The organism is Nocardia sp. NPDC049935 (assembly GCF_055586645.1).
This window is the reverse complement of record NZ_JBVJHV010000001.1, coordinates 103,019-128,377: the sequence shown is the minus strand read 5'-3', so window position 1 is coordinate 128,377 and position 25,359 is coordinate 103,019. Positions and strand designations below refer to the sequence as shown.

Annotated in this window: 24 protein-coding genes; 6 read left to right on the top strand and 18 right to left on the bottom strand. The window is 69.8% G+C overall.

Annotated features, from left to right (window positions below):
* Window positions 1-54 precede the first annotated feature (54 nt).
* From ACZ6SF_RS00615 to ACZ6SF_RS00605, 3 genes are all read right to left on the bottom strand, one after another.
* Window positions 55-2,364 (bottom strand): polyribonucleotide nucleotidyltransferase, encoded by a 2,310-nt coding sequence (locus ACZ6SF_RS00615; RefSeq protein WP_466059423.1) that lies wholly within the window; start codon window positions 2,362-2,364, stop codon window positions 55-57.
* Between the two features lie 398 nt (window positions 2,365-2,762).
* Window positions 2,763-3,032, bottom strand: coding sequence for a 30S ribosomal protein S15 (rpsO, locus tag ACZ6SF_RS00610; RefSeq protein WP_449997502.1), 270 nt, complete (start codon window positions 3,030-3,032; stop codon window positions 2,763-2,765).
* 189 nt (window positions 3,033-3,221) lie between these two features.
* Window positions 3,222-4,187 carry a bifunctional riboflavin kinase/FAD synthetase gene (locus ACZ6SF_RS00605; RefSeq protein ID WP_466059421.1) on the bottom strand — a complete coding sequence of 322 codons (966 nt, stop codon included), beginning with the start codon at window positions 4,185-4,187 and terminating at the stop codon, window positions 3,222-3,224.
* Window positions 4,188-4,311: 124 nt separating this feature from the next.
* On the opposite strand from ACZ6SF_RS00605, the gene ACZ6SF_RS00600 reads away from it, so the two are divergent.
* The 3 genes from ACZ6SF_RS00600 to ACZ6SF_RS00590 all read left to right on the top strand — a co-directional run bounded on the left by ACZ6SF_RS00600 (window position 4,312) and on the right by ACZ6SF_RS00590 (window position 7,075).
* Window positions 4,312-5,055, top strand: coding sequence for a metal-dependent transcriptional regulator (locus tag ACZ6SF_RS00600; RefSeq protein WP_466059419.1), 744 nt, complete (start codon window positions 4,312-4,314; stop codon window positions 5,053-5,055).
* A 195-nt stretch (window positions 5,056-5,250) separates the two neighbouring features.
* Entirely contained in the window at window positions 5,251-6,498 is a 1,248-nt protein-coding gene (locus ACZ6SF_RS00595; protein WP_466059417.1) for an aspartate aminotransferase family protein, read from the top strand.
* An 82-nt stretch (window positions 6,499-6,580) separates the two neighbouring features.
* A complete protein-coding gene (locus tag ACZ6SF_RS00590) occupies window positions 6,581-7,075 on the top strand; it encodes a DUF3830 family protein (RefSeq protein WP_466059415.1) in 495 nt (164 codons plus the stop codon).
* Window positions 7,076-7,080: 5 nt separating this feature from the next.
* Here the strand turns inward: ACZ6SF_RS00590 and ACZ6SF_RS00585 are convergent, their stop codons facing one another.
* From ACZ6SF_RS00585 to ACZ6SF_RS00570, 4 genes are all read right to left on the bottom strand, one after another.
* Complete coding sequence (locus tag ACZ6SF_RS00585; protein ID WP_466059413.1) at window positions 7,081-7,884, bottom strand: alpha/beta fold hydrolase; 804 nt, start codon at window positions 7,882-7,884, stop codon at window positions 7,081-7,083.
* Window positions 7,885-8,024: 140 nt separating this feature from the next.
* The gene (locus ACZ6SF_RS00580) at window positions 8,025-9,398 is read right to left on the bottom strand and encodes an MFS transporter (protein WP_466059411.1); all 1,374 of its coding nucleotides are present in this window, start codon (window positions 9,396-9,398) and stop codon (window positions 8,025-8,027) included.
* A gap of 90 nt (window positions 9,399-9,488) precedes the next feature.
* Window positions 9,489-10,892, bottom strand: a complete 1,404-nt coding sequence (locus ACZ6SF_RS00575) for an amidase (protein ID WP_466059410.1) — start codon at window positions 10,890-10,892, stop codon at window positions 9,489-9,491.
* Between the two features lie 13 nt (window positions 10,893-10,905).
* Window positions 10,906-11,871, bottom strand: coding sequence for a D-2-hydroxyacid dehydrogenase (locus ACZ6SF_RS00570; protein WP_466059408.1), 966 nt, complete (start codon window positions 11,869-11,871; stop codon window positions 10,906-10,908).
* 107 nt (window positions 11,872-11,978) lie between these two features.
* Here ACZ6SF_RS00570 and ACZ6SF_RS00565 point away from each other — a divergent pair, with 107 nt between their 5' ends.
* From ACZ6SF_RS00565 to ACZ6SF_RS00555, 3 genes are read left to right on the top strand one after another with little or no spacing between them, the layout of a single operon-like run.
* Complete coding sequence (locus tag ACZ6SF_RS00565) at window positions 11,979-12,698, top strand: maleate cis-trans isomerase family protein (protein WP_466061291.1); 720 nt, start codon at window positions 11,979-11,981, stop codon at window positions 12,696-12,698.
* A gap of 45 nt (window positions 12,699-12,743) precedes the next feature.
* Window positions 12,744-13,475 (top strand): maleate cis-trans isomerase family protein, encoded by a 732-nt coding sequence (locus tag ACZ6SF_RS00560; protein ID WP_466061290.1) that lies wholly within the window; start codon window positions 12,744-12,746, stop codon window positions 13,473-13,475.
* Window positions 13,462-14,142, top strand: a complete 681-nt coding sequence (locus ACZ6SF_RS00555; protein ID WP_466059406.1) for a GntR family transcriptional regulator — start codon at window positions 13,462-13,464, stop codon at window positions 14,140-14,142. The genes ACZ6SF_RS00560 and ACZ6SF_RS00555 overlap by 14 nt, the downstream gene beginning before the upstream one ends.
* On the opposite strand, the gene truB is transcribed toward ACZ6SF_RS00555, so the two are convergent.
* The 11 genes from truB to rimP all read right to left on the bottom strand — a co-directional run bounded on the left by truB (window position 14,143) and on the right by rimP (window position 25,350).
* The gene (truB, locus tag ACZ6SF_RS00550) at window positions 14,143-15,042 is read right to left on the bottom strand and encodes a tRNA pseudouridine(55) synthase TruB (RefSeq protein ID WP_466059404.1); all 900 of its coding nucleotides are present in this window, start codon (window positions 15,040-15,042) and stop codon (window positions 14,143-14,145) included.
* A complete protein-coding gene (gene npt, locus ACZ6SF_RS00545; protein ID WP_466059402.1) occupies window positions 15,042-15,710 on the bottom strand; it encodes a 4'-phosphopantetheinyl transferase Npt in 669 nt (222 codons plus the stop codon). Before npt ends, truB begins: the two co-directional genes overlap by 1 nt.
* Before the next feature lie 36 nt (window positions 15,711-15,746).
* Window positions 15,747-16,706 carry a metallophosphoesterase family protein gene (locus ACZ6SF_RS00540; RefSeq protein ID WP_466059400.1) on the bottom strand — a complete coding sequence of 320 codons (960 nt, stop codon included), beginning with the start codon at window positions 16,704-16,706 and terminating at the stop codon, window positions 15,747-15,749.
* A gap of 70 nt (window positions 16,707-16,776) precedes the next feature.
* Window positions 16,777-18,120: an MATE family efflux transporter gene (locus ACZ6SF_RS00535; protein WP_466059399.1), complete on the bottom strand. Its 1,344-nt coding sequence runs from the start codon at window positions 18,118-18,120 to the stop codon at window positions 16,777-16,779.
* 53 nt (window positions 18,121-18,173) lie between these two features.
* Complete coding sequence (locus tag ACZ6SF_RS00530) at window positions 18,174-19,181, bottom strand: DHH family phosphoesterase (RefSeq protein WP_466059397.1); 1,008 nt, start codon at window positions 19,179-19,181, stop codon at window positions 18,174-18,176.
* Between the two features lie 12 nt (window positions 19,182-19,193).
* Window positions 19,194-19,634 (bottom strand): 30S ribosome-binding factor RbfA, encoded by a 441-nt coding sequence (gene rbfA / locus ACZ6SF_RS00525; protein WP_466059395.1) that lies wholly within the window; start codon window positions 19,632-19,634, stop codon window positions 19,194-19,196.
* 92 nt (window positions 19,635-19,726) lie between these two features.
* Window positions 19,727-20,017 carry a DUF503 domain-containing protein gene (locus ACZ6SF_RS00520; RefSeq protein WP_449997478.1) on the bottom strand — a complete coding sequence of 97 codons (291 nt, stop codon included), beginning with the start codon at window positions 20,015-20,017 and terminating at the stop codon, window positions 19,727-19,729.
* Window positions 20,018-20,138: 121 nt separating this feature from the next.
* Window positions 20,139-23,096, bottom strand: coding sequence for a translation initiation factor IF-2 (gene infB, locus ACZ6SF_RS00515; protein ID WP_466059393.1), 2,958 nt, complete (start codon window positions 23,094-23,096; stop codon window positions 20,139-20,141).
* A gap of 108 nt (window positions 23,097-23,204) precedes the next feature.
* Window positions 23,205-23,489, bottom strand: a complete 285-nt coding sequence (locus ACZ6SF_RS00510; RefSeq protein ID WP_466059391.1) for a YlxR family protein — start codon at window positions 23,487-23,489, stop codon at window positions 23,205-23,207.
* Window positions 23,490-23,692: 203 nt separating this feature from the next.
* On the bottom strand, window positions 23,693-24,721 hold the full coding sequence (gene nusA, locus ACZ6SF_RS00505; protein ID WP_466059389.1) for a transcription termination factor NusA: 1,029 nt from the start codon (window positions 24,719-24,721) through the stop codon (window positions 23,693-23,695).
* The gene (gene rimP / locus ACZ6SF_RS00500; RefSeq protein ID WP_466059388.1) at window positions 24,718-25,350 is read right to left on the bottom strand and encodes a ribosome maturation factor RimP; all 633 of its coding nucleotides are present in this window, start codon (window positions 25,348-25,350) and stop codon (window positions 24,718-24,720) included. Before rimP ends, nusA begins: the two co-directional genes overlap by 4 nt.
* Between the last annotated feature and the right edge of the window lie 9 nt (window positions 25,351-25,359).

Sequence of the window (25,359 nt, the reverse complement as noted above, 5' to 3'; positions counted from 1 at the left end):
GGCCGCTCGGGCGCAGGGGGGCCGTCGTGTTCTGCTCCGTCACACAGACCAGTACTACTCGGTCGCCGCGGCGTCCGCAGCGGCGGGCGCGTTGTCGGTCTTCTCTTCGGCGCTCTCGTCGACCGGAACCAGCGAGATCTTGCCGCGGTTGTCGATATCGGCGATCTCGACCCGCAGTTTGTCGCCGACGTTCACCACGTCCTCCACCTTGGCGACGCGCTTGCCGTTGCCGAGCTTGGAGATGTGGACCAGACCGTCGCGACCCGGCAGCAGCGAGACGAACGCGCCGAAGGCGGTGGTCTTGACCACGGTGCCCAGGAAACGCTCGCCCACCTTGGGCAGCTGCGGGTTGGCGATGGCGTTGATCGCGTCGATCGCGGCCTGCGCGGACGGTCCGTCGGTGGCCCCGACGAACACGGTGCCGTCGTCCTCGATGGAGATATTGGCGCCGGTGTCCTCGGTGATCTGGTTGATGACCTTGCCCTTGGGCCCGATCACCTCGCCGATCTTGTCGACCGGGATCTTGATCGCGGTGACCCGCGGCGCGTACGGGCTCATCTCGTCCGGGGTGGCGATGGCCTCGGCCATCACGTCCAGGATGGTGGTCCGGGCGTCGTGGGCCTGGCCGAGCGCACCCGCCAGCACCTGCGACGGAATACCGTCGAGCTTGGTGTCCAGCTGCAGCGCGGTGACGAACTCACGGGTGCCGGCGACCTTGAAGTCCATATCGCCGAACGCGTCCTCGGCGCCGAGGATATCGGTCAGCGCCACGTAGCGGACCTCTTCGGCGCCCGCCTCGTTGGTGACGGTGTCCGACACCAGGCCCATCGCGATACCCGCGACCGGCGCCTTCAGCGGCACACCGGCGTTGAGCAGCGACAGGGTGGACGCGCAGACCGACCCCATGGAGGTGGAACCGTTGGAGCCCAACGCCTCGGACACCTGGCGGATCGCGTAGGGGAACTCCTCCTGGCTCGGCAGCACCGGAACCAGCGCCCGCTCGGCCAGCGCGCCGTGGCCGATCTCGCGGCGCTTGGGCGAACCGACCCGGCCGGTCTCACCGGTCGAGTACGGCGGGAAGTTGTAGTGGTGCATATAGCGCTTGGAGGTTTCCGGGCCGAGCGAGTCGACCTGCTGCGCCATCTTCACCATATCGAGGGTGGTCACGCCCATGATCTGGGTTTCGCCACGCTCGAACAGCGCCGAACCGTGCGCCCGCGGCACCACGGCGACCTCGGCGGACAGGGCCCGGATATCGGCCAGCCCGCGACCGTCGATACGGAAGCCGTCGGTGAGGATGCGCTGACGGACCAGCTTCTTGGTGACCGACCGGAACGCCGCGCCCAGTTCCTTCTCGCGGCCTTCGAACGAGGCGCCCAGACGCGAGAGCACATCGAGCTTGATCTCGTCGATCTTCTCCTCGCGCTCCTGCTTACCGGCGATGCTCAGCGCCTCCGACAGCGGAGCCTTGGCGGCCTCCTCGACGGCGGCGTAGGCGTCCTCGGCGTACGGCGGGAAGAGGGGGAAGTCCTCGGTGGGCTTGGCGGCCAGTTCGGCCAGATCCTGCTGCGCGCGGCAGAGCCGGGCGATGAACGGCTTGGCGGCCTCGAGGCCCTCGGCCACGACCGCCTCGGTGGGCGCCTGCGCACCGGCGTCGAGGTGTTCGAGCACGTTCTCGGTGGCCTCGGCCTCGACCATCATGATCGCGACGTCACCGCTGTCGGTGACCCGGCCGGCCACGACCATATCGAAGACGGCCTTCTCCAGCTGGTCGTTGGTCGGGAACGCGACCCACTGGCCACCCGCCGGGGTGCCGACCGCCGGATCGTTGATCAGCGCGACCCGCACACCGCCGACCGGGCCGGAGAACGGCAGGCCGGCGAACTGGGTGGAGGCCGAGGCCGCGTTGATCGCGACCACGTCGTAGAGATCCTTGGGATCCAGGCTCAGCACCGTCACCACGACCTGGATCTCGTTGCGCAGCCCGTCGACGAACGAGGGACGCAGCGGCCGGTCGATCAGGCGGCAGGTCAGGATGGCGTCGGTGGAGGGGCGGCCCTCCCGGCGGAAGAAGGAGCCCGGGATCCGGCCCGCGGCGTACATACGCTCTTCCACGTCCACGGTGAGCGGGAAGAAGTCGAACTGGTCCTTCGGGTGCTTACCGGCGGTGGTCGCCGACAGCAGCATGGTCTCGTCGTCCAGATAGGCGACGACCGAACCCGCGGCCTGTTTCGCGAGCCGGCCCGTTTCGAAACGAATGGTGCGGGTGCCGAACGCGCCGTTGTCGATCAGCGCGACGGATTCGAAAACACCCGGTTCGACCTCGATGGCCGAGCTCTTCGAGCGTTCGGTGGTTTCTGTCATTCTCTGTTCTCAACCTCTCGTCTCGCCGGACCGCCGCGACGATGGCGCGATCCGGCTGCGTCAGCCGTACCAGGTATGGACGCGGCGCGAGGGCGGAACCGCGGTGACCGGCGTGGGTCAGCGGTGTCCGTATTCGAGCTGCGGCGCGTACACCCGGCCGGAATCCCCTTGGATCCGGCGACGACGCGGAGGCGGTCATCGATCGAAGCTCTCCGGCGGTGTCGTCCGGGCCGAAAAGCCACTACCGAAGACCGACGCCACGAGCGCGGGTGGTTACGGCTGTTGTGTCGACCTCGTGCACCGGTCTCCCCCGTACACGAAAATGCCGACGAGGCGATTGTATGCGCCCCGCCGGCATGCCTGCCGCCCGGCTCACGGAACCGGGCGTGTTCACGATGTCAGCGCCGCAGGCCCAGGCGTTCGATCAGGCTGCGGTACCGGTTGATGTCCTTGGCCGCGAGGTACTTCGACAGCCGCTTGCGGCGGCCGATCAGCGCCATCAGGCCGTGACGGGTGTGGTGATCGTGCTTGTGCTGCTTGAGATGCTCGGTGATATCGGAGATCCGCTTGGTCAGCAGCGCGATCTGCGCCTCCGGCGAACCGGTGTCGGTCTCGTGCAGACCGTATTCGGCGAGAATCGTCTTCTTCTGATCGGTGGTCAGCGCCATGGGGCATCCACTCCTGTTTCTCAGTTCCGCGCGTAAGGTGCCCGGACGGCCGGGAACACCGGAGATTCGCCGAACAGCGGGGAAATCCGATGATCACGCCGGGTGATCCGGGGTGGGCGCCGCCGCGGACCGCAGCAGACCCGGGGAGACACCTTACCCGACCTGTTCCCGCACCCTCGGGCGGGGGAACTAGCGTCCGGTATCGAGGACCTTGCGGGCGGCGTCCACATCCCGGCCCATGGCGCCGATCAGATCGTCGATCGAATCGAACTTCTGCATTCCGCGCAGGTGGTCCACGAAATCCACCGCGACGTGCTGGCCGTACAGATCGGCCTCGCGGTCCAGGACGTAGGCCTCCACGGTTCGGGCGCGGCCCGAGAAGGTCGGATTGGTGCCGACCGATATCGCGGCCATGGCCGGTTCGCCCGGGGTGACGGTGCCGATACTCGGCCCGGGTCCGAGCACGGTGAACCAGCCCGCGTAGACCCCGTCGGCGGGGATCGCGGCATGCATCGGCGGCGCGACGTTGGCGGTGGGGAAACCCAGCGCCTTACCGCGCCCGTCGCCGTGCACCACGACACCCTCGACCCGGTGCGGCCGGCCCAGCGCGTCCGCCGCGGCGGCCATATCACCGGCATCGACACAGGCCCGGATATAGGTGGAGGAGAACGTGACCGCGTGCTCACCGAGCAGGGTCACCGCGTCGACCTCGAAACCGAATCGCCCGCCCAGTTCCCGCATGGTGGCCACGGTGCCCGCGGCCTTCTTGCCGAAGGTGAAGTTGTCGCCGACGACCACCTCGGAGACGTGCAGCCGTTCCACCAGGAGGTTGTGCACGTACTCGGAAGGCGTCAGCTTCATGAAATCGTGGGTGAAGGGCATCACGCAGAAGACATCGACGCCGAGTTGCTCGGCGAGCTCGGCGCGCCGGGTGAGCGTGGTGAGCTGCGCGGGATGCGAACCGGGCCGGATCACCTCCATCGGATGCGGATCGAAGGTCATCAGCACGGCCGGGACGTCACGCGCGGCAGCCGACTTCACCGCCCGGCTTATCAATTGCGCGTGCCCGCGATGAACACCGTCGAACACGCCGATCGTGAGAACGCACCGCCCCCAGTCCGCGGGTACGTCGTCGAGACTTCGCCACCTCTGCACAGACGACAAGCCTACGCAAACAAGCGCCCGCACCGTATTCGGGTGGGATCGGTGAGCCGGGGCGCTACGAAGTGGAGAACACCGGGTTTCCCCGAGGTGGCGCGATATGTGGATCGCCACGCGAATGCCTAAGCTCGTGGATGTGCCCGGAAAACGAGATGTCACCACCCGACGGGAACTCGCCGACCCCGGGGAATCCGCCGCTCCGGGCCTGTCATCGGTGGCCCAGGACTATCTGAAGGTCATCTGGACAGCGCAGGAGTGGTCACAGGAACGGGTGAGCACCAAACTCCTGGCCGAGCGGATCGGCGTTTCGGCCTCCACGGTGTCGGAGGCGGTCCGCAAACTGTCGGACCAGGGCCTGGTGGAACATGCTCGCTACGGCTCGATCACCTTGACCGAGGAGGGCCGCCGCGCCGCGATCGCGATGGTGCGCCGGCACCGGCTGATCGAGACGTTCCTGGTGAGCGAACTCGGGTACGGCTGGGACGAGGTGCACGACGAGGCGGAGATCCTCGAACACGCGGTCTCGGATCTGCTGATGGCGCGGATCGACGCGAAACTCGGCTTCCCGGATCGCGATCCGCACGGTGATCCGATCCCCTCGGTGGACGGCGCGGTACCCACCCCGGAAGCGCGCCGGCTGATCGATTTCGATGCCGGGGACACCGGCCGGGTGGCCCGGATCTCCGATTCCGATCCGGAGATGCTGCGCTATTTCGATTCGGTGGGAATCGCCCTGGACACCCAGATCGTGGTGGTGGAGCGCCGCGATTTCGCCGGCACCATCGCGGTCCGGATCGGCCGTGACGACGTCTCGACGGATCTGGGCAGTATCGCCGCCGAGGCCATCTGGCTGCGGTACTGAGCCGTCCGCCCGCGGCACCGGCCGGACCCGCGCGGGCGATTCCCGGCCGGACGCGCCGGAGTAGCGGTGTGGGGCATTGCCCGGACCCGGGCCGACGTGCTATCTATATTGTCAACAATCCGACAATTTGATTGCTCGATTCCGCATACTCGTCGGTCCGCATCGCCGCACCGACCGTCCCGGGAGGCGCACCCCATGGCCGAACTTTCCCCGCTCCTGAAGCAGGCCACCCCGGTCACCGTGGATCACGGCTCCGGCTGCTATCTCTACGACGTCGACGGCCGCCGGTACCTCGACTTCACCGCCGGCATCGGCGTGACCAGCACCGGTCACTGCCATCCCCGGGTGGTCGAGGCCGCCCAGGCGCAGGTCGCGAAACTGATCCACGGCCAGTACACGACGGTGATGCACAAGCCGATGCTGGAACTGACCGAACGGCTCGGCACGGTCTTGCCCGAAGGGCTGGATTCGGTGTTCTACGCCAACTCCGGCAGTGAGGCGGTGGAGGCGTCGCTGCGGCTGGCCCGGCAGGCCACCGGACGGCCCAATGTGATCGTCTTCCACGGCGGATTCCACGGACGCACCGTCGCCGCCGCCACCATGACCACGTCCGGCACCCGTTTCTCGGCCGGTTTCAGCCCGCTGATGGGCGGCGTGCACGTGGCGCCCTTCCCCACCGCCTACCGCTACGGCTGGACCGAGGCCGAGGCGACCTCCTTCGCGCTGCGCGAACTGGACTACATCTTCGCCACCCTCACCTCCCCCGCGGAAACCGCCGCCTTCATCGTGGAACCGCTGCTCGGCGAGGGCGGCTACATCCCCGGCAACACGACGTTCTTCCAGGGCCTGCGCGAACGCGCCGACCGGCACGGCATCGTGCTGATCTTCGACGAGATCCAGACCGGATTCGGCCGCACCGGTAAGTACTTCGGCCACCAGCATTTCGATGTCCGGCCGGATGTGATCACCATGGCCAAGGGCTTGGCCAGCGGTTTCCCGATCTCCGGTATCGCGGCGTCGGCCGAGCTGATGAGCCGCGCCTGGCCCGGTTCGCAGGGCGGCACCTACGGCGGTAACGCCGTGGCCTGCGCGGCCGCTCTCGCCACACTGGACGTCATCGAATCCGAGGGGCTGGTCGAGAACGCCCGGGTCCGCGGTGAGCAGCTGCTGGCCGGCGTCCGGGCCGCGGAATCCAAGGCCATCGGCGACACCCGGGGCCTGGGACTGCTGGTCGGCGCCGAATTCACCACCCCGGACGGCGAGGCCGACCGTGAGACCGCCACCGCGGCCCAGCAACTCGCGGCCGCCAAGGGTCTGCTGCTGCTGACCTGCGGCGCGCATATGAACACGGTGCGGATGATCCCGCCGCTCGTCGTCTCCGAAACCCAGGTCGCCGATGCCCTGGCCATCTGGTCGGAGGTGCTCGCGGAACTGGGGCAGTGATCCCGGCCCCGCGACTCCCGGCCACCCTCGGGCGACCGGCGGATCACGCCGGTCGCCCCCGTACGACCACCAGGACGGATACATGGCCCGCTATATGACGATCACCCTCACCAAGGCCGGTATCACCTGCCGGGCCCGCCTGCTCGACGAGCAGGCCCCCGGCACCTGCGCCGCGGTCTGGGACGCCCTCCCCCAGGAGGGCGACGCCTTCCACGCCAAATACGCCCGCAACGAGCTCTACACCCTCGTACCCCGGATCACCGCCGCCCCGCACCGGGAGAACCCCACCGTGACCCCGATCCCCGGCGACGTGTGCCTGTTCGATTTCGAACCGTGGGAGATCGGCAACCCGGCCTACGGCTACGAACCCGGCTCGGCCGCCCATCACGCCCAGGGCGCCACCGATCTGGCGCTGTTCTACGGTCGCAACAACCTGCTTCTCAACGGCGATGTGGGCTGGGTTCCCGGCAATGTCTTCGCCACCATCGAGGACGGTCTCGACGAACTCGCCACCGCCTGCAACACGCTGTGGATCCACGGCGTCGCCGGAGAGACCCTGGCCTTCGCCCGCGCCTGATCCGCTCAGCCGAGGAAGCCGGCCAGCACCGCGGCCACCTCGGCGGGTATCAGCGACGGCGCGAAATGCGACTGGCCGGGGAAGGTGCGCAGGGTCGCGCGCGGCAGCACCGTCGCGAGCCGTTCGACGGTCTCCGGCATCGGTTCCCAGGTGTCGGCGCCGCGCATGAGCAGCGTCGGCGTCGTCACCGCGGACCACCGGTCGAGATAGGTGGTATCGGCGATCATGGATTCGAGGTCGCGGCTCCAGCCGTAGGAATCGTCGGGTTCGTCCGCGGGCGGTTCGGCGTCGCCGGCCGCGTCCAGCATCGCGGCCGGCACCCGCGCCACCTTCTCGGCCAGCAACCGCGTCGCCCGCCCCCGGTCGCCGTTCCCGGCCAGTTCCTCGAACCGCCTCAGCACCGGCGCGAGCTCGGTCCCCGCCGCGTACAGCGGCGGCTCCCACAGCGCCAGCGACCGGACCGGCACCCCGCTCGCGGCCGCGTGCAGGGCGACCGTGGCGCCGTAGGACATCCCGACCAGATGCGCCGGCAACCCGATCAGCTCGATGAGCGCCCCGAGATCACGGACCTCGTCGGAGTAATGCTTGGGCGAGCGCCCGGGCCCGCTGGGCGCGTAGCCGCGCCGCGCCGGCAACCACAACTCGAACCGCTCCGCGAGCCGCTCGGCGACCGGTTCCCAGGAATGCAGTCCGCCGCCGGACCCGTGGACCATGATCACCGGAGCACCCGCCCCGACCCGCCGGTACCGGATCGTGGTTCCGTCGAACGAGACGAACGACGCGGGCGCTTCACTGGTGAACAGGGCCATGCACCCAACTCTTGCAGAACCCCGGGCCGCCCCTCCACCGAAATCCGCGTGTCGCGGCACGCCCGCCCGCCCCTGCTCACCGGGGCTCGGGCCCGCACTGTGGAGACGCCTCCCCGGCTCCGGACTACCGGCCGACCCGATCAGCCCGTACCGGCGGATTCGTTACCGCGTATCCCGGCGCCGATGCCGATCAAAGCGAGCGCGCCCACCACCGCCACCAGCCAGGGCGCCGCGGCCCAGAGCCGGGCGTCGAGCGCATGGGCGGCGACGGCCACGGAGACGGCGCTGATTCCTATCGCCTGACCGAGCTGGCGGGCCGCCGAGGCGAACGCGCCCGCCCGCCCGGAATGCGCCGGCGCGAGCCCGGTCATGGAGATCAGGTTGGTGGCACTGTTGCCCACACCCATGCCGACACCGGCTACGCCGAGCGCGAGGGCGGTGATCACCGGCAGCACACCGGGATCCAGCAGGACGGTCCCGGTCCAGCCCGTCAGAGCACCCACGGTGATGGCGGCACCGGCGAAGACCAGGGCCCCGCCGGGCGTGCCCACGACCAGGATCCGGGTGGACAACCAGCCGCCCACGGAGGTGGCGACTGCCAGCGTGACGATCACCGAACCGGCGGCGACCGCGGACAGGCCGCCGTAATCCTGCAGCAGGATCGAGGCGGCGAGGATCATCGCGCCGAGGCACGCGTAGTTGGCCACGCCGCTGGTCAGCCCGAGCCGGTAGCGAGGCGACCGCCGCGCCGCCGTGGGCACGACCGGATCGGCGGATCGGCGCAGGTGGACGGCGAGACCGACCACGGTCGGCACGAAGACCGCGAAACCGGCCGCACAGCCGACCGGATCCCCGCGACCGCCCGCGGTGGCCCCGTACACGAAGCCCACCATGGCGGCGCCGAGCAGCAGTTGCCCACGCAGATCGACGGACGCCGTACCGTCGCCGCGCGCCGCGGGCAGCAGCGCGGTACCGGCGACCAGGAACACGATGCCGAGTGCGGCACTGAGCACGGGAATGAGCTGCCACGTTCCGAAGGTGACGGCCGCTCCGCCGATCAGCGGCCCGCAGGCCATTCCCAGTCCGACGACCGCACCCCACAGCGCGGTGTTCGCGCGTAACCGTTCCGGGGTGGCGGAGAGTTCCCGGACAAGTGCCAACCCCATCGGAACCAGTGCGGCGGCGCCCAGACCCGCGAGGACCCGCGAGGCGATGAAGAGTTCGGCGGTAGTGGACGCGCCCGTGCAGATACTGCCCACCACGTAGATACCCAGGCCGCCGAGCAGCACATATTTCTTCGAATACCGGTCGCCCAGCGCACCGGCGAGCGTCACACCGGCCGCGAGGGTCAGGACATAGGCGGTGACGAACCATGTGGCCCGGCCCGGTGTCGCGCTCAGGTCCCGGGCGACCGCCGGTAGCGCGACACCGAACGAGGTGTTGTCGACGTTCACCAGAAACGTCGCCGACGTGCAGGTGAGGACGGCAGCCCTGCGGTGCCCCTGCCGGGTCATATCGCTCCCCCATCGAACCGATCCGGCCCCACCGTAACCCGGAATCGACGGGGCGGCGATCCGGTTTCGGGCCGCCTGCCGCAGTCCCGGTCAGCGGGCGGCCAGGACCGCCTCCGCGAAACGACCGACCGCCAGGACGAGGTCGTCGGAATGGCGCGGGCCGATGATCTGCAACCCCACCGGCAACCCTTCGCCGGTGACTCCGGCCGGGATGCTCAGGGCCGGCTGCTGGGTGAGGTTGAACGGGTAGGTGTAGGGCGTCCATTCCGGCCAGCCGCTCATCCCGCTGCCGGGCGGGACGTCATATCCGGCGGCGAAGGCGGGAATCGGGACCGTGGGGGTGATGAGCAGGTCGTAGGCGGTGTGGAAGGTGCCCATGGTGATACCGACCTGGGCGGCGACGGCACGGGCGTCGAGGTATTCCGTGGCGCTCACCGTCTCGCCGTACTCCCAGACCTGCCGCAGCCCGGGATCGGCCTTTTCGCGGGAGCCGGGCGGGAAGGCCGCGAGCATGGCGGCCGCCCCGGCCGCCCACAGGACGTCGAAGGCCGCACGCGGATCGGCGAATCCCGGGTCGGCGGCGGAGATCCGCAGCCCCGCCGCGTCCAGGGCTTCCACCGCCGCGGACACCAGGGCTTCGACCTCGGGATCGGGTGTCACGAAGCCCAGGGTCGGCGAATAGGCCGCCGTCACGCCGCGGACCTCGCGCTGCATCTCGCCCCGGAAGGTGGTCGGGGTGGGCGCGAGCGAGGTGGGGTCGCGGGGATCGGGCAGGGCGAGGATATCCATCAGCAGCGCGGCGTCCTCGACGGTCCGCGTCATCGGCCCGGCATGCGCCAGCGGCCCGAACGGGCTGGCCGGGTACAGCGGGATCCGGCCGTGGGTGGGCTTGAATCCGACGATGCCGCAGAAGGACGCGGGAATCCGGATACTGCCGCCACCGTCGGTTCCGACCGATACCGGGCCCATTCCGGCCGCCACCGCCGCCGCACTGCCGCCGGAGGAGCCGCCCGCCGTCCGGGTGGGGTCGACCGGATTGCGCGTGACCCCGGTGAGCGGGCTGTCGGTGACCGCCTTCCAGGCGATTTCGGGGGTGGTGGTCTTACCGACCATCACCATCCCGTCCTCCCGGACCCGGGCGGCGACCGGGCTGTCCACCGGCCAGGGCCCGTCGGGGTCGATACTGAGCGAACCGCGCCGGGTGGGCCAGTCCTCGGTGAGGAAGATGTCCTTGATCGAGATCGGCACACCGTCGAGCAGGCCGCGGACATGACCGGACTGCCAGCGCGCCTCGGAATCCTTGGCCTGCACCAGTGCCCGATCGGGGTCCACCAGGCAGAAGGCGTTGACATCGCCGTCGCGCGCGGTGATGGCCTCGAGCACCGCCTCGGTCGCCTCGACCGGGGACAGCGTCCCGGCGGCGTAGGCGGACACGAGCTCGACCGCGGTCATGGCGGCCGGGTCGGTGGTCTGCGGGGTCTCTGGCTGGTTCATCTGCGGCCCTCCTTCAGCGGGGCACGTACCCCAGCGTCTTGTCGACGACGTTGTCCAGCGGCCGGCCGGCCAGCCAGTGGTCGAAATTGGTGGTGAATGTGGTGACGATATCGGCCCGCCAGCCGGCGAAGTCACCCGAATTATGCGGGGTGATATGCGCGTTCGGCAGCCCCCACAGCGGATGGCCGGGCGGTAGCGGTTCCGGATCCACCACATCGAGCGCCGCGCCCGCGATCGATCCGGACTCCAGCGCGGTGACGAGATCGTCGGTGACCACCAGCTCACCGCGGCCGACATTGATGAACCGGGCATGGGGTTTCATGGCCCCGAATGCCTCGGCGCCGAACATATGCCGGGTCCGGTCGGTGAGCGGGGCGATCGCGACCACGTAGTCGGCGCCGGGGAGTTCGGCGTGCAGATCGGTGGCGACCGTACCGAAATCGGGGTCGCCGGTGCGGGCCCGGCGGCCGATCGCCCGGACCTGCATACCCGCGGCGCGCAGCAGACCGGCGACGGCACGGCCGATCGATCCGGTGCCGACGATGAGCGCGGTGGCGCCCGCGATCCGCTCGGATTCGCGGTGCCGCCAGATCCGCTGCTGTTGCAGCCGGGTGGATCCGGTGAAATCCTTGGCGAAATCCAAAATCTGGCCGAGGACGTATTCGGCGATGGCGGTATCGAAGACACCGCGGGTGTTGGTGAGTACCACCTCGGCGGCGCGCAGTTCGGGAAACATCACCGAATCCACGCCGGTGGCGCCGATATGCACCCAGCGCACCGAGTCCGCGGCGTACCAGGCGCCGGGAACCGCGTCGCTGTGGAAGTCGTAGACGAACAGCACATCCGCGCCCGGGAGCGCTGCCGCCAGACCGGCGGAATCCGTATACCGCACCGTGGCCCGCGCACTGACCGGCGACATGAGCGCCGGATCGGGCAGCTGGTCACTGTGCAGCACGGTGACAATGGGGCCCGATTTCATATTGACACAGTATGATCACATCGTATGATTGTCAACAATCCGATCGTTCTCGGAGGTCTTCCCGGCTGAGTGCGAGAGGGGCCACAGTGGAGTTCGATTTTCCCGATATGGAGGGTCCGGTAGCCCAACGGGGCATCGGTGTCATCGCACCGTTCGACCTGGCTCTGGAGCGCGAGCTCTGGCGCTGGGTACCGCTCGAGGTGAGCCTGCATCTGGCGCGCACACCCTATGAGCCCGTACCGGTATCGCTGGCCATGGCCGAACTGGTTTCCGATGCGGTACACCTCACCGCCGCGACCCGCAATGTGCTGCATGTGGAACCCGAGGTCGTCGCGTATCTCTGCAACTCCGGCAGTTTCATCAAAGGTATCGAGTACGAGCGATCGCTGTGCGACACCATCTGCCGGGCCGGCGCCGCGAACGCCGTCACCACCTCCGGCGCACTGCTCGAGGCGGTCCGGCATCTCAATATCGAGCGCATCTCGGTGATGACGCCCTACGACGAACTGCTCACCGGCAAATTGCGCGACTTCCTCGATGAAGCGGGCTGCACGGTGGTCCGGTCCGAGCATCTGGGTCTGGGCGGCGGTATCTGGAAGGTGAACTACCGCACCATCGCCGAACGCATCCTGGGCGCCGACGATCCCAGCGCCGAGGCGATCTTCGTCAGCTGCACCAACCTGCCCACCTACGACATCATCGAACCGCTGGAGAAGATGCTGGGCAAACCGATCCTGACGGCCAACCAGCTCACCATGTGGGCCTGTCTGGGGCGGATGAAACTGCCCATGATGGGCCCCGGCCGGTGGCTGCTGGAGGTGTTCTGAGATATGAAGTCCCCCAACGACACCCAGTACGGAAACGGAGCGCCCATGCCGGTACCGACCATCGGTTTCATCTACCCCGACCACGCGGCCGAGGACGACTACCCGCGGGCCGAGGCGCTGCTCGGCGCCCGGCTGCCGGTGACCCATATCTACGGCACCGATCTGCACGCCGTCCCGGAACTCCTGGATCTGGGCAGCCCGGAGAAGCTGCGCCTGGGCGCCACGCAACTGGCCCCGCAGTCCCCCGACGCGGTGGTGTGGGCCTGTACCTCGGGGAGTTTCGTCTACGGCCCCGAGGGCGCCCGCGAACAGGTCCGGGGGTTGTCCGAGGCCGCCGGAGTCCCGGCGTCGAGTACGAGTTTCGCCTTCGTGGCCGCGGCTCGTGCCCTGGGCGTACGGCGGGTGGCCGTGGCCGCCAGCTATCCCGAGGATGTGGCCCGCCTGTTCGCCGATTTCCTCACCGACGCCGGTATCTCGGTGGTGGCGTTCCGCAGCGCCGGTATCGATACGGCCGCCGAGGTCGGCACCCTGAACCCCGAGCAGGTGCTGGAACTCGCGATCGCCAACGACCATCCCGATGCCGAGGCCCTGCTGATCCCCGATACCGCCATGCACACCCTCGAGGTACTGCCCCGGCTGGAGGCGGCACTGGGCAAACCCGTTCTCACCGCCAACCAGGTCACCATCTGGGAGGGGTTGCGGCTGGTCGGCGCCACCCCGGCGGTACCGGCGCTGGGGGCGCTGTTCGCGGAAAGGTTCCAGCATGTCGGTAGTTGATTTCGAACCGGTCAATCAACGCTCCACCGCCGAGATGATCGCGGATTCGCTGCGCGAGGCGATCATGCGCGGTGGGCTGGAACCCGGCGCCCAGCTGGGTGAGGCGGATCTGGCGGCACAGTTCGGGGTCTCGCGCGGCCCGGTCCGCGAGGCCATGCAGCGGCTGGTATCGGAAGGACTGCTGCACAGCATCCGCAATCGCGGCATCTTCGTCATCGAGCTCACCCTGGCCGATGTCGTCGATATCTACCGCGCCCGGACCGCGATCGAGGGCGGCGCGCTGGCGCTGATCCTCGACGGCCGCCGCGAAATCGCCTACGAGGCGCTGGGTCCCGGCGTCACCGCGATGCAGGAACACGCCCTCGCGGGTGACGCGGTCGGGGTCTCCGACGCCGACCAGAAGTTCCACGAAGCCCTGGTGGCCTCGGCGGGCAGCGCGCGGCTGGTGCGGGCGGCGCGGACCCTGCTGATCGAGACCCGGATGTGCCTGGGCGCCCTGCAGACCACCTATCCCGATCTGCGGGTCCAGGCCGACGAACACGTCGCGCTGCGCGAAGCGATCGGCGCGGCCGCGCCGCATCGGGCACACACCCTGCTGCGCGACCATATGACCGACGCGGTACAGCGCCTGAGCGCCCGTTTCGCGGAGGAACCCGTGTCCGGCTGATCAGTCGATGAGACCGCGCGGCCGCACCACCAGCACCGGCGCCGCGCGGTTGCCCTTCTCCTGTAACAGGGCGATCGCCTGCCCGCCTTCGGTCAGCGCCCCGTACACACCCGAGAACCCGGCCGGTTCCAGCCAGCGTCCGTCCCGGAGTGCGGCGGCCTCGGCGGAATCGATGGTCCGGGACGGGAAGCACAACCGGATCGCGCTGTCGATATCCAGGCTCGGCGCCGGATTTTCGGCGAGTTCGTCGAGCGTGCGCGCATGGTCGAGAGTGAAGGGACCCACCCGGGTCCGCCGCAGCGCGGTCAGATGGCCGCCCACCCCGAGCGCCGCGCCCAGATCCCGGGCCAGCGCGCGCACATAGGTCCCCGAGGAGCATTCGACCACCACGTCCAGGTCGACCATTCCCTCTTCGGGGAGATCCCGCCTGGCCAGGACATCGAACCGCGACACCGTCACCGGGCGCGCCGCGAGTTTCACTTCCTCGCCCGCGCGATGCCGGGCGTAGGCGCGTTCGCCGTCGACCTTGATGGCGCTCACGGTCGCCGGTACCTGCTGGATCTCACCGGTGAGCGCGGCGACCCCGGCGGCGATCTCCGTATCGGTGATATGCCCGGCCGCGGTGGTGGCCAGTTCCTCGCCCTCGGCGTCGTCGGTGGTGGTGGACCGGCCCAGCCGGATGGTCGCGGTATAGGACTTGGTGGTCAGGGTCAGCAGCCCCAGCAGTTTGGTGGCGCGTTCCACGCCGAGCACCAGCACCCCGGTCGCCATCGGATCCAGGGTTCCGGCATGGCCGACCTTCTTCGTACGCAGCAGTTTCCGGGCCCGCGAGACCATATCGTGGCTGGTCGGGCCGCCCGGTTTGTCGACGATCAGCAGACCGCCCAGGATATCGCCCATCAGCCGTGCGCGATCGCGGTGAGGATGAATCCGCCGGTGATCAGCCAGCGGCCGTCGAAGGAGGTCAGCGGGAGACCGCCGTCCTCGGTGTGCCCGGGCACCAGCAGCTCGGACCGGAAGGTGCCCGCACCGGTTCCGGCACCGGACTCCTCGACGGTGAAGGTGATGTGCGCGTCCTCGAAACCGAGCCAGCGCGCGGTCAACGGGAACCACGCCTTGTAGGTGGCCTCCTTGGCACAGAACAGCAACCGGTCCAGATGCAGGCCGGAATCGCCGGTGCGCAGCCATTCCCGTTCGGCGGGCAGGCTCACCGAATCCAGGACCCCCTCCGGCAGCGTGTCGTGCGGTTCGGCGTCGATTCCGATCGACCGGTACCGCAGCCGGTGCGCCAGCGCCGCGCCGCGGAAGCCGTCGCAGTGGGTGAGGCTGCCGACGATCCCGCGCGGCCAGACCGGTGCGCCCCGCTCGCCCTTGCCGATCGCCACCACCGGCTCCCCGAGCTGGGTGAGCGCCTGCCGGGCGCAGTGCCGGGCGCCGATGAAGTCGCGCCGCCGCTTCTCCACCGATTTCGCGATCAGGTGTTCCTCCGCGGGGTGCGGTAACAAGTCCTCCGGGTAGTCGAGCAACTCGGCGGAGGCGACGTCGGCGGGCAGGATTGTCTCGATCATCGTCGCCGAGCCTACTGGGTGCCCACGCACGCGACCTCAGCCGATCCCGCGGCGGCGCTCCGCCTTGGCGCGCATCTCGGCGGCGGCCGCGGCCATCTCGGGAGTCACCTCGAAATGCCCGCCCCATTCGTTCAGGTCGCCGGGCGCGTACTGGGGGTCGGGCAGGATCTGGCGCAGCAGCCGGTCGGGTTTGCCACGCTTCTGCCATTCACGCGGATAGCCCAGCGAGACCTCCTCGAACCGGACGTCGTCGTAGTAGGTGGTACGCGGAATGTGCAGATGACCGTAGACGGCGCAGACCGTGCGGTAGCGGGTGTGCCAATCGGCGGTGTGCTCGGTACCGCACCACAGCGCGAACTCCGGGTACCAGAGCATCTCGGTGGGTTCGCGGACCAGCGGGAAGTGGTTGATCAGGACCAGCGGGGTGTTCTCGGGCAGACTGTCGAGCCGGCGCCGGGTGTAGCGCAGCCGCGCCTCGCACCAGGCGTCGCGGGTCAGGTAGGGGTCCGGGGACAGCAGGAACTCGTCGGTCGCCACGACATTGCGGTCGCGGGCGATGGCCAGGCCCTCGGCCTTGGTCCGCGCCTCCGGCGGCCGGAAGGTGTAGTCGTAGAGCAGGAACAGCGGGGCCAGGGTCACCGCGCCGCCGTACGCCTCGGCGCCCGCGCCGGTCCACACCGGGAACGGGTCCTCGGGTGTCACCACATCGAGGTCACGGCACAGCGACACCAGATAGTCGTAGCGCGCGACCCCGTGCATCTGCACCGGATCCTTGGACGTGGTCCACAGCTCGTGGTTACCGGGCACCCAGATCACATTGGCGAACCGCTCGCGCAGCAGCTTCAGCGCCCACCGGATATCGTCGCTGCGTTCGGCGACGTCACCGGCCACGATCAGCCAGTCCTCCGGGGAATCGGGGTGGATATCCTCGACCACCGGCTTGTTGCCCTGGTGACCGACGTGGATATCGCTCACCGCCATCAGTTTGGGAATCACCACACCCACCTTCGCATATCGTGTGCCGTATCCGGCACGGACGTACCGCGCGGCGCCGGACCCGGCGCGGTCAGGCCGGGATATCGGCCCCGGTCCGGACCCAGCGCCCCGACAGCGCCCGGCCGCTCACCGCCGCCAGGCGCAACAGCATGAACGCGATCAACCCGCACCAGATTCCGCCGATACCCCAGTCGAAGGCCAGCGAGAGCCAGATCGCGGGCAGGAAGCCCAGCAGCGCCGCGCCCAGCGTGGTGGTCCGCAGATAGGCCGCGTCACCGGCGCCGAGCAGAACCCCGTCCAGCGCGAAAACCACACCGGCCACCGGGATCATCGCGACGAAGAACCACCACACGACCCCGGTCCGGTCGAGGACGGCCGCGTCCTGGGTGAACAGGGGCGGGATCACCGTCGCACCGGCCGCGAACACCGCGGCCAGCCCCAGCGCGAAAACCTCCGACCACGCCGTCACCCGGCGCGCCAGCGCCCGGGCCCCGGTACCGTCGCGAGCGCCCAGCGCCGCTCCCACCAGCGTCTGTGCCGCGATGGCCAGCGAATCCAGTGTGAGTGTGAGGAAGTTCCACAGCTGCAGTACCAGCTGATGCGCGGCCACCGACGGCGCGCCGAACCGCGACGCCACCGCCGCGGCCGAAACGAAACAGGTCTGGAAGGCGAGACTGCGCACGATCAGATCCCGGCCGAGCACCAGTTGCGCCTTCATCACCGGCAGCCGCGGTGCCAGCGGCACCCGCGCCCGCACCAGCGCGGTCAGGAAGAGCGCCCCGGTCACCGCCTGACCCACCACATTCGCCACCGCCGACCCCGGCAGACCCATCCGCGGCATTCCGGCCAGGCCGTGGACCAGCAGCGGGCACAGCACCGCCGACAGCGCCAGCCCGGCCACCACGTAGGCCAGCGGCCGCCGCGTCTGCTGCACACCGCGCATCCAGCCGTTACCCGCCATCGACAGCAGGATCAACGGCACACCGAACAGCGCGATCCGGACCCAGGCCAGCGCCTCCGCCGCGATCTCGGCGTCACCGGCGATCGCACCCGTGATCGGCACCGCCGCGATCTGCACGACCAGGACGATCACGATCCCGATCCCGCCCGCGAGCCAGCTCGCCTGCACCCCCTCCTCGACCGCGGCCGCATCGTCGCCCGCGCCGTGGCGGCGCGACGAACGCGCGGTGGTGCCGTAGGCGAGGAACGTCAGTTGCGAGCTGACCTGGGCCAGGATCAATCCGCCGACGGCCAGTCCGGCCAGCGCGAGCGCACCGAGCCGGCCGACCACCGCGAGGTCGAACAGCAGATAGATGGGCTCGGCGACCAGGACGCCGAGCGTCGGTAGCGCGATACCCAGAATCCGGCGCGGACCCGCCTCGACCGCCGGCGCCGCCGTCACCTTCGTGGGCACCCCGTACACTCCGTTCTCACCACCGCGGCCGGATCTCCCGCCCGGCCGGCACGCTATCCGAGGGCCGCCCGCAACTGCGCCAGGATTTCCTCCGGCTCCCCGAACGTGGTGTACCCGGCCGCATAGCGATGCCCACCACCGCCCAGGCCCGTCGCGACCTCCGCGACATCGGCGCCGTCGTCGGTGCCCGGACCGCTGTCCTTGGAACGCAGCGATACCGTCCAGCGCCGGCGCTCGTCGGTGGGCCTGGCCTCCTTGAACACCGCCGCGATACCCGCCTCCGCGGTCGCGCGCACGATATCGACGACGCTTTCCGCCTCTTCCTGGCGCACTCCGGCCAGATCGCTGGCCAGCACGAACGCGGCCACCAGCCCGGTGCCGTCGTGTGCCTCCCGGTCCAGCCGGGCCGACGCCAGCACCGTCGACAGCATCCGCAGCCAGGCGAACGGATGGGTGTCCATCAGGGTCCGGGTGATGGCGGCGCCGTCGATACCGGTGGCCAGCAGCCGCTCGGCCAGCGCGTGCGTACCCGGAGTGACCCAGCGGAAGGATCCGCTGTCGGTGGCCAGGCCCGCGAACAGGCAGTGCGCGATATCGGCGTCGATCGGTTCCCCCCACGCGTCCAGCAGGGCGGTGATCACGCTGGCGGTCGACACCGCGTCCGGATCGATCAGGTTGATCGCACCGAACCGGGTGTTGGACCGATGGTGGTCGATCACGAGAGTGGTCGCGGCCCCGGCGAGGCGGTCGGCGAGCCCGCCCAGCCGGCCGGTACTGCCGCAATCCACGGTCACCAGCAGATCGACCTCGGCGGGCACCCGATCCGGCGGCACCAGATAGTGCGTTCCGGGCAAGGTGCGTAGCCCGGCGGCCGGTTCGGCCGGGTCGGCGAACGACACCCGCACCGGAACGCCGCGCCGGTGGAGAACCTGAGCCAGGGCCAGCCCGCTACCGAGGGTGTCGGCGTCGGGCTGGACGTGGCAGAGGATGGTCACCGAGCGGGCAGCGTCGAGCGCCCGTACAGCCGAGGTGTACTCCACCGCGGCACCGGTTGTGGTCATAGCGGCCGCGGCTCAGTCGTCTTCGTCGCGGGTCTTGTACGGATCCGCCTCGCCCGCCGGAGTGGCGGTGGCGGCCACCCGGGCGACCTCGTCGTCGGCGGCCCGGGCCCGGGCCAGCAGATCCTCCATCTGACGGGCCGCGTCGGGCACGGTATCGAGGACGAAGGACAGCGTGGGGGTGAACTTCACACCCGTCCCGGCCCCGACCTTCGACCGCAGTACCCCCTTGGCCTTCTCCAGACCGGCGGCCGCGGCGGCGTAGTCGGGGTCCGCTTCGACGGTTTCCCCCATCACCGTGTAGTAGATGGTCGCGTCGTGCAGATCGCCGGTCACCTTCGCATCGGTGACGGTGACGAAACGCAACCGCGGATCCTTGATCTCGTATTCGATCGCGGTGGCCACGATCGCCGAGATTCGTTTGGCGAGCCGGCGTGCCCTGGCTTGATCCACCATGGCCGCTCCTTTCCCTGTTCAGCGACGGTGGGCGGTTCACGGAATCCATGCGCAGTGCGAACCGGGCCACCGCTGATATCACTCGCGGCCGGTCAGTCCTCGGGTCCGAAGACGCGCCGGCGTACTGCCAGCAACTGTAACTCCGGACGCGCGGCGACGTGCCGTTCGCATCGATCGAGCACGGTGGTCAGATGGTCCATTCCGGCCGACACCATGGCCACACCCAGCAGCGTGCGGCGGTAGCGGTCGTGATCACCCGCCTCGGCGGTGCTCACCCCGAAGCGCTGGAGTTCGGCCAGGATCGGCTTGATCACCGAGCGCTTCTCCTTCAACGAGTGCACGTCACCCAGCAGGATGTCGAATTCGAGTGCACCCAGGTACACGCAACCTCCCAGTTGGCACGGCGGCACGATCCGGCCGGGCCGCCGCTGACGGCGACCCGGGGCCGGTCGTCCCGGAACCGTTGATCGGGCCGGGCGGTGATCCGCCCGGCCCGGGCACGAATCAGTCGCGCGGCTTCTCGCGCAACTCGTAGGCCTCGATGATGTCGCCTTCCTTGATATCGGAGTAGGTCAGCGTCATACCGCATTCGAAGCCTTCGCGGACCTCGGTGGCGTCGTCCTTCTCCCGGCGCAGCGAGTTGATCGTCGTGGATTCGGCGACCACCACGTTGTCGCGCAGCAGGCGGGCCTTGGCATTGCGTTTGACGATGCCCGAGGTCACCATGCAACCGGCGATGAGACCGATCTTCGACGAACGGAAGATCGCCCGGATCTCGGCGCGGCCCAGCTCCACCTCTTCGTAGACCGGCTTGAGCATGCCCTTGAGCGCGCTCTCGATCTCGTCGATGGCCTGGTAGATCACCGAGTAGTACCGGATGTCCACGCCTTCGCGGTTGGCCAGCTCGGTCGCCTTGCCCTCCGCGCGGACGTTGAACCCGATGATGATCGCGTTCGAGGCCGAGGCCAGGTTGACGTTGGTCTCGGTGACACCACCGACACCGCGGTCGATGACCCGCAGGCGCACCTCGTCGTCGACCTGGATTCCGAGCAGGGCCTCTTCCAGCGCCTCGACGGTACCGGAGTTGTCGCCCTTGAGGATCAGGTTGAGTTCGCTGGTCTCCTTGAGCGCGGCATCCAGATCTTCCAGGCTGATCCGCTTCCGGCTGCGCGCGGCCAGCGCGTTGCGCTTGCGCGCGTTGCGCCGGTCTGCGATCTGACGGGCGATCCGGTCCTCGTCGACCACGAGCAGGTTGTCACCGGCACCGGGTACCGAGGTGAAACCGATCACCTGCACCGGCCGCGACGGCAGTGCCGCCTCGACATCGGCGCCGTGCTCGTCGACCATCCGGCGGACACGACCGTAGGCGTCGCCCGCCACGATCGAATCGCCGACCCGCAGCGTGCCGCGCTGGATGAGCACCGTGGCGACCGGGCCGCGACCGCGGTCCAGATGCGCTTCGATGGCCACACCCTGCGCGTCCTGCTCCGGATTGGCCCGCAGGTCCAGGGCGGCGTCCGCGGTGAGCAGCACGGCCTCGAGCAGGGCGTCGATATTGGTGCCCTGTTTGGCGGAGATGTCGACGAACATGGTGTCGCCGCCGTACTCCTCGGCCACCAGGTTGTATTCGGTCAGCTGCTGCCGGATCTTCTCCGGGTTCGCGCCTTCCTTGTCGATCTTGTTGACCGCCACCACGATCGGCACGTCGGCCGCCTGCGCGTGGTTGATGGCCTCCACCGTCTGCGGCATGACGCCGTCGTCGGCGGCGACCACCAGGATCGCGATATCGGTGGCCTTCGCACCACGGGCACGCATGGCGGTGAACGCCTCGTGACCCGGGGTGTCGATGAAGGTGATCAGGCGTTCCTGGTCACCGAGGTGCGTCGGCACCTGGTAGGCGCCGATGTGCTGGGTGATACCGCCGGCCTCGCCCTCGCGGACGTTGGCCTTACGGATGGTGTCCAGCAGTCGGGTCTTACCGTGGTCGACGTGGCCCATGACGGTGACCACCGGCGGACGCTGTTCGAGGTCTTCCTCGCCGCCCTCGTCCTCACCGTAGGTCAGGTCGAAGGATTCCAGCAGCTCACGGTCCTCGTCCTCGGGGCTGACCACGTGCACGACGTAGTTCATCTCGCCGCCGAGCAGCTCCAGGGTCTCGTCGTTGACCGACTGGGTCGCGGTGACCATTTCACCCAGGTTGAACAGGGCCTGTACCAAGGCGGCCGGGTTCGCGTCGATCTTCTCCGCGAAATCGGACAGCGACGCGCCACGGGCGAGGCGGATCACCTCACCGTTGCCGCGGGGCAGCCGCACGCCGCCGACCGACGGGGCCTGCATCGAATCGTATTCCTGGCGCTTCTGCCGCTTCGACTTGCGACCACGCCGGGGCGCACCACCGGGACGACCGAACGCACCGGCCGCGCCACCGCGGCCACCGGGACCACCCGGACGACCGCCGCCACCGGGACGACCCCGGAAACCGCCGCCACCGGCGGGAGCTCCGGTACCCGCGGGTGCGCCACCGCCACCGCGGTAGCCGCCACCGCCGCCACCGGGACGACCGCCGCCACCGGGACCGCCACCGGGACGACCCGGACGACCGCCACCGGCGGCCGGGCCCGGACGGGCCGAACGCTGCGGCATCGCGCCGGGGGTCGGACGCGGCGGCATCGAGTTCGGGCTCGGCCGCGGGCCACCGGGACGGGGACCGCCCTGCGCGGCCGCGGGCCGGGGACCACCCGGGCCGGGACGCGGAGCGTTCTGGCCGGGACGCGGGGCACCGCCCTGACCGGGACGGGGACCGCCCTGGGCCGGACCCGGGCGGGGACCGCCCTGACCGGGAGTCGGACGGGGGCCGGGCTGCGGGCGCGGGCTCGGCCGCTCACGCTCGGGCGCCGACGAGAAGGGGTTGTTACCGACGCGCGGGGTCTTGGGACCGGGCTTGGGACCGGGACGGGCCGGAGCCTGGCCGGGTGCGCCCGCCCGGGGCTGACCCGGACGCGGGGCGCCGGGGCCGGGGCGCGCACCGGGGGTGGCCGGTTTGGCCGCGGGCGCCTGCGCCGCTTCCCGGGCCGGGGCCGGGGCCGGACCGGGCTTCGCCGCGGGACCCGGGCGCGGACCGGCGGATTTGGCGACGTCGGACGCCGGTGCGGCGGCCTCGGCGGCCGGAGCGGATTCCGCGGGTGCCGGGGTACGGGGGCCGGGACGCGGCCCCGGGACGCCGGGTTTGGCGGCGGTCGCCGGGCCCGGACGGGCCGCGGGTTTACCGCCGTTGGACCGGTCGGATTTCGCCGGCGCGGATTTCGGCGCCAATGATTCGCGGAGCCGGCGCGCGACGGGTGCCTCCACCGTCGACGAAGCCGACTTCACGAACTCGCCCTGCTCCTTGAGCTTCGCGAGTAGTTCTTTGCTCGTGACACCGAGTTCTTTGGCCAACTCGTGCACGCGGGCCTTGCCTGCCACTGCTCTCCTCACTGAGAGGTCGAGCAGTGCCTCCCGTCTGCTGACGGGGACCCGCACGACCTCGGGTTAACTCCGATGGACGTTCATCGTTGGTACTTCACGGTGTGCTCATGAGTGCTCGTGCCTGTTCTCGAGGTGTTGCTCCACGGCTGAGATATCCAGATGTCCGGACACTCGTAGTGCTCTGCCGATCGCTCGGCGCCGGACCGCAGTGCGCAGACAAGCCGATAGGGGGTGCAGCCAGGCACCCCGTCCGGGAAGTCTGCGCCGCGGGTCGGGAACGATCGCTACGGCGTCCGCACCGTCACCGGTGGTTCGCCCGCACGCCACGATCCGCAGCAGTTCGGTGGCCGGTTCTCGTTTCCGGCATCCGACACACGTCCGCAGTGGCATCACCCGGCGCCGCGGCGCCGCGGATTCACCACCGCGATCGTGTCCGGTGACCGAAGACTCGTACCGAACCTCACACCACTCTACCGCTGACCGCTCGGTGCGCTCCAACCCCGCCCCCGATGACGGCGCCGGAGCCGAGTCGGCGCGGCGTGTTCGCTGGTCGCGGGGCGACGCGGCGGCGCGGACCGGAAACGGGACACGGCTCAACGGCGGTGCACCTCCGTCCGGACCGGGCCCCCGGCATCGGGCGCGGCGTCGCTGCGGATATCGATGCGCCAGCCGGTCAGCCGGGCCGCGAGGCGCGCGTTCTGCCCCTCCTTGCCGATGGCCAGCGAGAGCTGAAAATCGGGCACGATCACCCGGGCCGCGCGCGCGTCCGGATCCACCACTGTGACCGATACCACCTTCGACGGCGACAGGGCATTGCCCACGAAGGTCGCCGGATCGTCGGCGTAGTCGATGATGTCGATCTTCTCGCCGGCCAGCTCGCTCATCACATTGCGCACCCGCTGCCCCATCGGGCCGATACAGGCGCCCTTCGCGTTGACCCCGGGCACGGTGGACCGCACCGCGATCTTGGAGCGGTGCCCGGCCTCGCGGGCGACCGCCACGATCTCCACCGAACCGTCCGCGATCTCGGGGACCTCGAGGGCGAACAGCCGGCGCACCAGATTGGGATGGGTACGCGACAGGGTGATCTGCGGACCGCGCTGCCCCCGGGAGACCCCGACCACGTAACACTTGATCCGGTCGCCGTGTTCGTAGTTCTCCCCCGGCACCTGCTCCGCCGACGGGATCAGCCCCTCGGCGCCGTGCAGTTCGCTGCCGATCCGCACCACCACGGTGCCCCGGGCGTTGGCGCGCGCGTCGCGCTGCACCACGCCGCCGACGATATCGCCCTCGTGGGTCGAGAACTCACCGAAGGATTTCTCGTTCTCCGCGTCGCGCAGCCGCTGCAGCACCACCTGGCGGGCGGTGGTGGCGGCGATCCGGCCGAAGCCCTCCGGGGTGTCGTCCCATTCGGAGACCACCGCGCCCTCGGCGTCGAGTTCGGTGGCCATCACCCGCACCACACCGGTGCGCTGATCGATTTCGACCCGGGCGTTGGGCTGATGGCCGTCGGTGTGCTTGTAGGCGGTGAGCAGCGCGGATTCGATTGCGGAGATCACGGTCTCGATCGAGATCCCTTTATCCGCGACGATAGCGCGCAGGGCTTCGATTTCGATGTTCATTCCATGGTCCCTTCGGTCGAATCGGACGCGGCGACGGTGGTTCCGGTGGGTTCGGCGGCGCCGGGGGCGTCCGCTCCCGCGGGTGGGCGTCCGGGGGCAACCCCTCCGGAGAGTTCGAGTTCACGGGCGCCGGGCGGGGAGAACTCCACCTCGACCACGGCGCGGTCGATATCCCGCAGGGCGACGGCGACCGGGTGCGGCGCGCGTTTACCGCCGAGCACCAGCGTGATCCGCTCCCCCTCGAGTACGCCGACGCGTGCCTCATACGGCGTCGGCAGGCCGGGTTCGGGCGGCGCGACACCCGCGCGCGGCGTGATCTTGACCTTGCGGCCGCGGGCCCGCCGCCAGTGCCGGTCCGCGGTGAGCGGACGGTCGGTTCCGGGGGTCGTCACCTCGAGCAGGTACCGGGTGGCACCGAATTCGTCGTCCGCGTCGTCCAGGCATTCCGACACCTGCGAACTCAGCTCGGCGATACTGTCCAGGTCCGCGGTCTCATCGCTGTCCACGATCACCCGCACCCGGGTCTGCCCCGCCGCGGTGGAAACCTCGACACCCTCGAGATCGAATCCTCGACCGGCGACGAGTCCGGCGACGAGCCGGCTCACCCTCTCCTCGGTCGGCATCGGCATATGGGCAGC